The organism is Paraburkholderia sp. AV2, assembly GCF_054968425.1.
Genome location: NZ_JBANLK010000059.1, coordinates 24,481 through 33,188 on the forward strand (window position 1 = coordinate 24,481; position 8,708 = coordinate 33,188).

Consider the following 8,708-nt stretch of genomic DNA (forward strand, 5'->3'; position numbering starts at 1 on the left):
GACCTTATGAAGCCGATCTGGATAGTAGACGACGACCAATCGATACGCTGGGTGCTCGAAAAGGCACTCGCGCGCGAGAACTTCACGACCCGCAGCTTTTCGAACGTGCGCGATGCCGCGGGCGCGCTCGAACACGACAGCCCCCAGGTGCTGGTGTCCGATATCCGGATGCCGGGCGGCTCGGGCCTCGAACTGCTGCAGACGGTGCGCGAGCGCGTGCCGGGCCTGCCGGTCATCATCATGACCGCGTTCTCCGACCTCGACAGCGCGGTGGCCGCGTTTCAGGGCGGCGCGTTCGAATATCTCGCGAAGCCGTTCGATGTCGACAAGGCCGTCGAGCTGATCCGGCGCGCCGTGGACGAGAGCGTGCGCGGCGAGCATCCATGGGACGACCGGCCGGCCGAAGCGCCCGAGATGCTCGGCCAGGCGCCGGCCATGCAGGACATGTTCCGCGCGATCGGGCGGCTTTCGCATTCGGCCGCGACCGTGCTCATCACGGGCGAGTCGGGCACCGGAAAGGAGCTCGTCGCGCGCGCGCTGCACCGTCATAGCCCACGCTCGAACGGTCCGTTCATCGCGCTCAATACTGCGGCCATTCCGAAGGATCTTCTGGAATCCGAATTGTTTGGCCACGAGCGCGGCGCGTTCACGGGCGCGCAGGCCATGCGTCAAGGCCGCTTCGAACAGGCCGAGAACGGTACGCTCTTTCTCGACGAAATCGGCGATATGCCGTTCGATCTGCAGACGCGTTTGCTGCGCGTGCTTTCGGACGGACAGTTCTATCGCGTCGGCGGCCACAATCCGTTGCGTGCGAACGTGCGCGTGATCGCGGCGACGCACCAGAACCTGGAAACGCGCGTTCGGCAGGGGCTCTTTCGCGAGGACCTGTATCACCGCCTCAATGTGATCCGTCTGCGCCTGCCCGCGCTGCGCGAGCGCAGCGAGGACATCCCACTGCTCACGCGCCACTTCCTGCAGAAGAGCGCACGCGAGCTCGGCGTCGAGCCCAAGCGCGTTTCCGACGAGGCGCTGGCGTATCTTTCGTCGCTGCCGTTCCCGGGCAACGTGCGCCAACTGGAGAATCTCGCGAACTGGCTGACCGTCATGGCGCCGGCGCAGACCATCGAGACCAAGGACCTGCCGCCGGACCTGGTGCCTGCCCAGGGCGCGCCGGTCGAGGCCAGTGTCGCGACGGCCAGCGCGGAGGCGTCCGGCGCGCTCGCTGCTGCCGGCGTGGCATCCGGCATGGCGGGTGCGAGTGCCGGGTTCGCGGCTGCGCACCCGGTGGCCAGCCCCGGTGCTGGCGCGGCGGCGCTCGCGCTGTGGGAATCCGGTTTGCGGACCGAGGTTGCGCGCCTGTTGCGCGAGAACAGCGCCGATGTCATGGACGAGCTCTCGCGCCGCTTCGAAGCCGCGGTGATTCGCGAGGCGCTCGACTTCACGCGCGGCCGCAAGGTCGAGGCGGCCGAGCGGCTTGGCATTGGCCGCAACACCATCACGCGCAAGATCCAGGAGCTCAACCTGGAGTGAGTACGGCGCGCGCTTCGCGAAGGCAGGCGCGCGCGTACAGGGCATAATCGACGCTGTTTCCCGCAAGCCATCGACTATGCCCGTGACTTCCCCCTGGCCCACCGAGGCCGATCCCTTTCTCTCGCTCGAATCGCTGGACGACCCGGCCGCAAGCGCCTGGGTCGAGACGCAGAACGCCCGCACGCGCGCCGCCTGGCAGGGCGGTGCGCGCTTCGAGGCATTGGAGAAGCAACTCGCGCAGGCGTATCTGCCGCGCGAGCGCCCGGTGATTCCCAGCCGCTGGCAACAGTGGGCCTACGATCTCTGGGAGGACGAGGGGAATCCGAAGGGCATCTGGCGCCGCGCGCTGTGGGCCGACTGGCGGGCGCACCGGCCGCAGTGGCAGACGCTGATCGACTTCGATGCGCTCGGCGAGGCCGAGGGCGTGCCCTGGGTCTGCGCGGGCATCGACATCCTCTATCCCGACGGCGATCGCGCGCTGATCCAGCTTTCGGACGGCGGCGCCGATGCCGTGACGGTACGCGAATTCGACCTGGAACGGCGCGTATTTGTGGACGAGGGTTTCGTCATCGCGAAGGAAGGCAAGCATACGATTTCGTGGATCGATCGCGATACCATCTACGTGGGCTGGGACAACGGCCGTCGTTCGCTCACACGCTCGGGCTATCCGCGCGAGGCGCGGCGCTGGACGCGTGGGGCACGGCTTGCCGATGCGCCCGTGGTGTATCGCGGCGAATTCGACGACGTCAGTGTCGAAGCCGACTACGATCCTGTCGAGCGGCGCCACGACCTGGTGCGCAGCGTCGACTTCTTCGATGCGTACAACTACTGGCTCGACGACAAGGGGACATGGCAGCCGTACGATCTGCCGTCGCACGTCGCGGTCGGTGCATGGCAGGGCTGGCTGCTGCTGGAGCCGCGCCTCGACTGGGCGTGCGCGGGCGTCACCCATCCGGGCGGCGCGCTGCTCGCGATCCGCGAGGATGCTTTCCTTGCCGGCGAGCGCACCATGACGGCGCTGTTCAGGCCGACGCCCGTGACGTCGGCGTGCGACTGGACCAATACGAAGCACTATCTCGTGGTGTCCTGGCTCGACGACGTGCAAAGCCGCACGATGTTGTGGCAGCCCGAGGTCGAGGGTGGCGCGTGGACCTGGCGCTCGCGCGCGTTTCCCGTGCGCGCGAGCGCGCAGGTGGAGGTGTCGCCGGTCGAGGACACGCTGGACGACGAGGTCTTCGTCGATGTCGACGACTATCTGCAGCCGCCCGAATACTGGCTCGCCGATCTGGCGAAAGCCGATCTTCAGGACTGGGAACTACTCGACCGCTGGCCCACGCAATTCGATGCGACGTCGCTTGCCGTGATGCGTCTGCATGCCCATTCTGCGGACGGGACACGCGTGCCTTTCACGGTAATTGGCCCGCGTGCGGTGCTCGAAGGCGACGCTCGCAAGCCGTTGCCGTGTCTCCTCACGGCTTATGGTGGATTCGCGATTGCGTTGACACCGCAATACCTCGTGAGCTCGGGTATCGGCTGGCTGGAGCAGGGTGGCATCGTCGCGGTCGCCCATATTCGCGGCGGCGGCGAGTACGGCAACGCCTGGCACGTTCAGGCGCAGTGCGAGCATCGTCAACGCTCGTTCGACGATTTCATCGCCGTAGCGCAGCAACTCGTGGCCGAGGGCTGCACGACGGCCGCGCAGCTTGGCATCAAGGGCGGCAGCAATGGCGGGCTGCTCGTTGCTGCGTGCATGGTGCAGCGGCCCGAACTGTTCGGCGCCGTAGTGTGCGAAGTGCCGCTCCTCGACATGCAGCGTTACCCGCTGCTGCATGCCGGCGCTTCGTGGCTCGACGAATACGGCGATCCCGACGACCCGGTGCAGGGACGCGCGCTGGCGGACTGGTCGCCGTATCAGCGTGTGCAGGCCGGGGTGCCTTATCCGCCTTCGTTCTTCACGACTTCGACCAGCGACGACCGCGTGCATCCCGGCCACGCGCGCAAGATGGTGGCGCGCATGCAGGAGCAGGGTCACGCCAATGTGTGGTACCTGGAGAACACCGAGGGCGGCCATGGGCCGGGCAGCGATGCGCTGGAGCGCGCGGAGTATGATGCGCTCGTGTTCCGCTTTCTGTGGACGACGCTTGCCGGAACGTGGTGAGCGCTTATCGGATGCGACGTTCTATAACTGGCGTAGCCGCTACGTGGCATGGACGTATCGGAAGCGCGGCGACTACGCCAGCAGGAGGAGAAAAATCAGCGGCTTAAGCGGTTGGTCTCTGACCAGGTGCTCGACATCCAGGTCCTGAAGGATGTTTCTGGAAAAAAGTAAGTACGCCCGCGTAGCGCCGAGAAATCGTGCAGCAAGTGATTGAGCAGCACGGCTATTCGGAGCGCCGGGCGTGTGCGCTCGTGAGCTTGAACCGACGGACGTTCCGACGGCTGGCGCCGGCAGATGCCGACTGCGCAGTGCGAGAGCGCTTGCGAGAACTGGCGCAGGAACGGCGCCGGTTTGGCTCGCCGCGACTGCACGTCCTGCTGCGGCGAGAGAGACTGGTGAGAAACTACAAGCGAACCGGGCGGCTGTACCGCGAAGAAGGCTTGTCACTTTGGGAGAAACGACGCAAGAAGCGCCCAGGCCATTTGCGTGTGGTGATGGCGGCTCCTGACGGCGTCGACCAGAGCTTGGAATGGACTTTGCATCCGATGCACTCATCAATGGCCGGCGAGTACGGATGTTGACCATCATCGACGCGTGGAATCGCGAGTGCCCGCGCATCGAGGTTGACTTCTCGATAACGGGCCGGAGTTCGTCAGCAAGGCGCTCGATGCATGGGCACATGAACATGGCGTCAAGCTGCAGTTCATCCGTCTGGGTAAGCGGGGGGAAAACGCGCACATCGAGAGCTTCGAAGGCTGACTGCGCGAAGAATACTTGAAACAGCATGCGCCCGTCAGTCTCGACGATGCACGCAAGCGAATCGAGGCGTGGCGCACGGATTACAACTCGGCGTGCCTGCATAGTGCCCTGGGGCAACTGGCGCCGGGCTAATTCCGGCAATTGAATCAACCAGAAATCGACCAACCACCTAACTTACGAGTGGTGTACTCGGCGGGGTAAGGTCAATCTTCCATCGAGCACTGCATTGATCCGCCGCTTTTTGTAACAAGAGCAAATCATCGATAATCACGATCGTTCCCTTAATGGCCGCTCGCCCCTCATTAGACGACATCAATGAGACCACATTCTCGGAAAGAATTCGTTGGATCTTTGCTCGGGATAACCATGACGGCACCGAGACGGTATGATTTGGGCATGCTGTTTCCTGCACGAAACCAATCTGCCCCATCAGGGGTATTATTGAAAGTATAGAAAACCTCTCATTCACAGAAAATCCATTAAAAACATATTGCTACCCGCTCAATGAAGATCGCTACCTGGAACGTCAATTCCCTGAAAGTCCGCCTGCAGCACGTCATGGACTGGCTCACCGAAAGCCAGACCGACGTGCTGTGCCTCCAGGAACTGAAGCTCCCCAACGAGAAATTCCCGCGCGCCGAACTCGAAGCGCATGGCTACCGCAGCTGGTTCACGGGCCAGAAGACCTATAACGGCGTGGGCATACTCGTGCGCGATGGCGTTTTCGTCGATGAAGCCACGGTCGTGCGCAACATTCCCGCGTTCGAAGACCCGCAGCAGCGCGTGATCGCCGCCACAGTGGGCGATACGCGCATCGTGAGCGCCTACTTTCCCAACGGCCAGGCGCCGGGCACCGACAAGTTCGCCTACAAGCTGCAGTGGCTGAACGCGCTGCACGACTGGCTCGCTGACGAACTGCAGCGCTATCCGAAACTCGCGCTGCTCGGCGACTACAACATCGCGCCTGAAGATCGTGACGTCCACGATCCCAAGGCCTGGGAAGGCCAGAACCTCGTTTCGCCCGAAGAGCGCGCGCAGTTCGCGCGGCTCGTCGAGCTCGGCTTCGTCGATGCCTTCCGGCAGTTCGAGCAGCCCGAGAAAATCTTCACGTGGTGGGACTACCGCATGTTCGCGTTCCGCCGCAATGCAGGGCTGCGCATCGACCACATCCTGCTGTCGCCCGCGCTCGCACCGCAGCTCGTGTCGTGCGAGGTGGACAAGACGCCGCGCAAGTGGGAACAGCCTTCGGACCACACGCCGGTCGTGGCGCAACTCAACGCCAGCGCCTGATCACAACGACGCTGCCGTATGCCGTGTTTGCGGCACACGTCTGTGACCTTCATGCCTGCGTCGGCATTCGTCAGCACACCGAATATCTGATCTTCAGTGAACCGCGATTTCTTCATGACAAGGTCTCTCCTGCGGCCTCGCCACTAACTTTACAGTGGGATACTTTAGAGGGGAAAGATCACTCGGTTCAATGATATGTAATTGAAAAAATCTGAATCACGAATCGATCAGGAAACTGTGAAAGACCGCATTGGGAATCTGCGGGAGGTGGATCGAATGGATGTCGGAAAGTCATGAGATTTCGTCAAATTCTTCTCAAAAATTGCACCCATCTTTGGCGCATGTTATTAAGTTGTCTGAAGAATAATTTCGGATTCAGCCCTGTTGTCGAATCCGAAACAAGTTACGCGTACAACAGATCGCTGTATTGGCTGCTGTGTGCCATGAGCTTTGAGATAGCGGGAAGACTGCATGTCAGCATCTGTGCGGTCGTCAAGGAAAGAGACGAGAACCATGCGAACGGGCAATACCGATAGTGACTGCGACTGCTTTAGTCTGCCTGTGCGCTACGTCGCCGTAATGCGAATGGACGGGAGGGCCGGTGTGTGAGCATGGATCCGCGCCTGCTCGAATACTACGTGCGTGAGCTGCGGTATACGCGTGCAAAGGCGGGCGAGTTTGCGGACGCTCACCCGAAGATCGCCAGGCGTCTGGGCATGCAGGCTGGCGAGATTGGCGACCCCTATGTTGAGCGTCTGGTCCAGGCGGCTTCGTTCGTGAACGCGCGTACCCAGATGCGCTTCGACGACGAGTTTCCCCGGCTCACCCAGGCGTTGCTGGCCTCGTCCTATCCGAATTACCTGGCGCCGACGCCGTCCATTGGCGTTGCCAGAATCTACCCGGGTGGCAAGGATGGCGATCTGGTTGCCGGGTATTGCATCCGGCGAGGTACGGTGGCGACTTCCGGTATCCCCGATGGTGAGAAAACGGCCTGCCAGTTCAGCATCTGTCATGACGTGGTGCTGTATCCGCTCGAAATCATCGCGGGACGATTGACCGGCATTCCGCCGGACGTTCAGGCAATGGACCGGTATGTGCCGCCGCACAGGCGGATTCGCGGGGCGTTGCGCCTGCGCATCCGGACGACCGGGGGTATTCTGCTCGCGTCAACATGGAGCACGATACTTGATCATTTTAGCCCGTCTGATGATCTACTGGCCGCGCCCGCACGTGGTGTTGTCGCATTCCTGAAGCGGCATGCTTCGATGGATGCGGCAAACAATCTTCATCCAGACGTGGTCCGTTTGCTTGACAACTACGTTCACGATAGCCGCATCTGGTTCCGCGTACCCTGGTTCCATGAGTATGCACCGGGTGGATACGGATGGCCGCGTGTCATTTTTGTCGGTGGCAAGAAGCGGATCGCCTATCTCGGTCTGACGGCAGAGACCGAGTTGCTCGCTGCGGGCGACACACAAAAGGCTGCCTGGGCGTAATACGACGGAGAACGGAAAAGTATCCATGCAGCAAAAAGTTCATTTGTTTGGTCTGGTCGACGGGGCTGCCAGTCCCGCAAACATTCAGCCCCTCCTTGAGCAGTCTGGTGCGCAGTTTGTGTCGCTATACGCGGGTCTTCCGGAAGCGCAACTGGGACCGGCTTCGCTTTTTCTGGTGCGCATTGAGAGCGCGGACGCACCGTGGGTTGCCGATATTCCAGATGTTCGTCTCGACTCGAAGCAACTGATCGACTCACTTCGCGCGCTGCTGGTTGAAGAGTTCGGGACATTCCAGAAGTTGTGTGAACAGGCGAATATCCGGCGCGATCACATGATTGGTGCGCGCTACTGCTTGTGTACGGGGCTGGATGAAGTGATCATGCAGACCGATTGGGGCAAAGGTGGCGAGGCTGGTGTCGCCTGGAATACCGATGGCCTTGTTACGACCTTTCATGAGGATCGCGAAGGGGGCACCAAAGTATACCTGCTGGCCGCTCGACTGTTGCAGGAACCTGACGAGCACCGCGATCTGCTTGAGGTGATCTACAGGATTCTGAGTCTGGGTTTCGAAGGTCGTTACGGTCACGAAAAGGGCGGCGATCAAAAGCACCGGATGGTGCGTCAGCGCATCTACACGGAACTCATGTCGCGGCGGGACCCGGTTCCGCACGATCTCTCGCCAAACTTGAAAAGCACTGCACCGGCGAAACGCCAGTCGTTCTACGACTTCCCGGTATGGATTATGGTTACGGTGCTTTCGCTCATCCTGCTTGGTATGTGGGGCTACTTCAAGTACCAGCTCGTGACGCAAGCTGACGATATCCAGAAGCAGATCGGCGATATTGCTCGCATGACCCCACCGCCCGCGCCGACCGTTCTACACCTGAAAACGCTGCTCAAGGACGAAATTGCAGCCGGAACGGTGAGCGTGGACGAAGATGCCCACCATAGCGCGGTGACGTTTCGCGGAGATTCGATGTTTCTGCCCGGTGGTGTCGCGGTGAATGCATTGATGGGACCGCTGATCGCCAGGATCGCTGCGGAAATCGTCAGGGTACCCGGCAAGGTGACGGTGCTGGGCTATACGGACAACCAGCCTATCCACAGCCGGCAATTTACGTCCAATGATGCGCTTTCTGCCGAGCGCGCGACGCAAGTGTTGCAGATGCTGCAAACCGATGGCGTTCCTGTCAGTCGTCTCGAAGCGGTCGGCAAGGGCGAAGCGGATCCGGTTGCGGATAACAGCACCATCCAGGGTCGTGCACAGAATCGCCGTGTCGAGATCAATGTTGCGGAGTGAGGCAGGAGCCATTTGTGAACTGGCCTGATGTACGTTTGCGCCGCGAAGAGGTTCGCTTCTTTCGTGAAACGACGGTCTACGTAATAGTCGGAATCAGTACGTTCGATCGCATCAGCGTGGCTTAGAAACGGTTTCAAAAAGAGTTCGTAGGGGCTGTTAACCCGTAACGCAACCT

Annotated in this window: 6 protein-coding genes and 2 pseudogenes; 7 read left to right on the forward strand and 1 reads right to left on the reverse strand. The window is 61.5% G+C overall.

Translation table 11 applies throughout. The features are described 5' to 3' along the window. Positions 1-6 precede the first annotated feature (6 nt). From ntrC to xth, 5 genes are all read left to right on the forward strand, one after another. The gene (ntrC, locus tag V8683_RS27645) at positions 7-1,530 is read left to right on the forward strand and encodes a nitrogen regulation protein NR(I) (RefSeq protein WP_411189964.1); all 1,524 of its coding nucleotides are present in this window, start codon (positions 7-9) and stop codon (positions 1,528-1,530) included. A gap of 76 nt (positions 1,531-1,606) precedes the next feature. After that, the gene (locus V8683_RS27650; RefSeq protein ID WP_411189963.1) at positions 1,607-3,688 is read left to right on the forward strand and encodes a prolyl oligopeptidase family serine peptidase; all 2,082 of its coding nucleotides are present in this window, start codon (positions 1,607-1,609) and stop codon (positions 3,686-3,688) included. Between the two features lie 197 nt (positions 3,689-3,885). Beyond that, the gene (locus V8683_RS27655; protein ID WP_411189962.1) at positions 3,886-4,269 is read left to right on the forward strand and encodes an IS3 family transposase; all 384 of its coding nucleotides are present in this window, start codon (positions 3,886-3,888) and stop codon (positions 4,267-4,269) included. Between the two features lie 178 nt (positions 4,270-4,447). Continuing rightward, positions 4,448-4,579 carry an integrase core domain-containing protein gene (locus V8683_RS27660; RefSeq protein ID WP_411190575.1) on the forward strand — a complete coding sequence of 44 codons (132 nt, stop codon included), beginning with the start codon at positions 4,448-4,450 and terminating at the stop codon, positions 4,577-4,579. 372 nt (positions 4,580-4,951) lie between these two features. Continuing rightward, a complete protein-coding gene (xth, locus tag V8683_RS27665) occupies positions 4,952-5,737 on the forward strand; it encodes an exodeoxyribonuclease III (protein WP_411189961.1) in 786 nt (261 codons plus the stop codon). Between the two features lie 17 nt (positions 5,738-5,754). On the opposite strand, the pseudogene V8683_RS27670 reads toward xth, so the two are convergent. Further along, positions 5,755-5,853 (reverse strand): annotated as a pseudogene (locus V8683_RS27670) (transposase); the annotation flags it as partial. A gap of 495 nt (positions 5,854-6,348) precedes the next feature. Here V8683_RS27670 and V8683_RS27675 point away from each other — a divergent pair. Both V8683_RS27675 and tssL read left to right on the forward strand, forming a co-directional pair. Continuing rightward, positions 6,349-6,903: pseudogene (locus V8683_RS27675) on the forward strand (type VI secretion system baseplate subunit TssF); the annotation flags it as partial. Positions 6,904-7,258: 355 nt separating this feature from the next. Beyond that, positions 7,259-8,533: a type VI secretion system protein TssL, long form gene (tssL, locus tag V8683_RS27680; RefSeq protein ID WP_411189960.1), complete on the forward strand. Its 1,275-nt coding sequence runs from the start codon at positions 7,259-7,261 to the stop codon at positions 8,531-8,533. The last annotated feature ends 175 nt before the right edge of the window (positions 8,534-8,708 follow it).